The organism is Bifidobacterium aesculapii (assembly GCF_001417815.1).
GTDB classification, from domain to species: Bacteria; Actinomycetota; Actinomycetes; order Actinomycetales; family Bifidobacteriaceae; genus Bifidobacterium; species Bifidobacterium aesculapii.
Map to the genome: position 1 here is coordinate 1 of NZ_BCFK01000005.1, position 1,628 is coordinate 1,628.

Genomic DNA, 1,628 nt, shown 5'->3' on the forward strand with positions numbered 1-1,628 from the left:
AATTAAACGCAGTGCATAGCTCGTTCAAGGAAGAGGGGTTGTAGTTATGACTTCGGTGCAGGGAACGGTGCCAGCCGCCGCCTCCGCGCGTCATGCCACAGTGGCGCGTGTGAATCGGCATAAGCCGGATTGGCGTGGTTGGAAGTTCATGTGGCCGTTTTCGGTGGTGTTCGTGTTTGTGTTCATCATTCCGATCGTGTATGCGGTGTATATCAGTTTCTTTAAGAAGCAGATGATCGGTGGGACGCAGTTCGTTGGTTTGGCGAATTACGCGAAGTTGATGGGTGATCAGCAGTTCTGGTCGAGTGTGGGTCGTGTGGCGTTGTTCACGGTGGTGCAGGTGCCGATCATGTTGTTCCTGGCCGCGGCGATGGCGTTGGCGATCGATTCGATGAAGCTGCATGGTACGAAGTTCTTCCGTATCTCGACGTTCCTGCCGTATGCGGTGCCGGCGGTGGTGTCCACCCTGATCTGGGGTTTCGTGTATGGCGCGAAGTATGGTCTGGTGGGGTCGTTGAACGATTTCCTGGGCACGGATGTGGACATGTTCTCGCCGAATGTGTTGCTGGCGTCGATCGGGAACATCAACACGTGGGAGTTCACGGGCTACAACATGCTGATCTTCTACAGTTCGTTGTCGACGATCCCGCATTCCTTGTATGAGGCGGCGAGCATCGACGGCGCGTCGGAGTGGCAGATCGTGAAGTCGATCAAGCTGCCGGAGTTGAAGGGGTCGTTGGCGATCACGGTGATCTTCAGCATTATCGGTTCGTTCCAGTTGTTCAACGAGCCTTCGATCTTGCAGTCGATGGTGCCGGGCAATGCGATCACGACGTATTACACGCCGAACATGTATGCGTACAACCTGTCGTTCTCGGGTAACCAGGCGAATTACGCGGCGGCGTTGGCGATCGTGATGGCGGTGATCACGATGGCGATCGCGTATGCGGTGCAGTTGCGGAGCATGAAGGAGCAGATGAAGTGAGTGGCGTGACCATTTCCGCGCAGTCGGTGCGCGAGCAGGAGAAGGCCGCGAGGCGTGCCGAGCGGGCGCGTCAGAGGCGGATCGCCAGGGATGAGGCGGCGGAGCGCCGGCGTGCGCAGAGGAGCGGGTTCGCGAACGTGAGCAATCCGCGGCGCAGCGTGTGGATGACGGTGGTGTGCGCGGTGTTCGCGGTGTACTGCCTGTTCCCGTTCGTGTATCTGGTGATCAACGCGACGAAGACGCAGGCGGACTTCACGTCCACGTTCGGTCTGGGGTTCGGGCATAGCTTCGCCCTGTGGGACAACATCGTGACGGTGTTCACGTATCAGGACGGGATCTTCGGCCGGTGGCTGGTGAACACGCTGCTGTACGTGGTGGTGGGCGCGGGCGGCGCGACCCTGCTGGCGATCATGGGCGGGTACGCGTTGGCGAAGTTCCGGTTCCCGGGCCGCAAGGCCGTGTTCGCGGTCATCATCGGCAGCATTTCGGTGCCGGGCATCGCGCTGGCGGTGCCGCAGTTCCTGCTGTTCGCCAAGCTCGGGCTGACGAACACGCCGTGGGCCATGATCATCCCGTCGCTGATCAGCCCGTTCGGCCTGTACCTGATGTGGATCTTCTCGGAGCAGGCGGTGCCGACCGAATT

The 1,628-nt window shown here is 60.0% G+C and carries 2 protein-coding genes; both read left to right on the forward strand.

Going from position 1 to position 1,628, the window contains the following annotated elements; genetic code table 11:
• The first annotated feature begins 46 nt into the window (after positions 1 to 46).
• Positions 47 to 985, forward strand: coding sequence for a carbohydrate ABC transporter permease (locus tag BFAL_RS01310; RefSeq protein WP_055426656.1), 939 nt, complete (start codon positions 47 to 49; stop codon positions 983 to 985).
• A 5-nt stretch (positions 986 to 990) separates the two neighbouring features.
• Positions 991 to 1,628, forward strand: a 638-nt coding sequence (locus BFAL_RS01315) for a carbohydrate ABC transporter permease (protein ID WP_169787181.1), incomplete at its 3' end; no start/stop codon positions are given.

Bases quoted from the DNA above. Each gene is read 5' to 3' on its own strand.
- BFAL_RS01310 (WP_055426656.1), top strand. From the start codon at position 47: ATGACTTCGGTGCAGGGAACGGTGCCAGCCGCCGCCTCCGCGCGTCAT.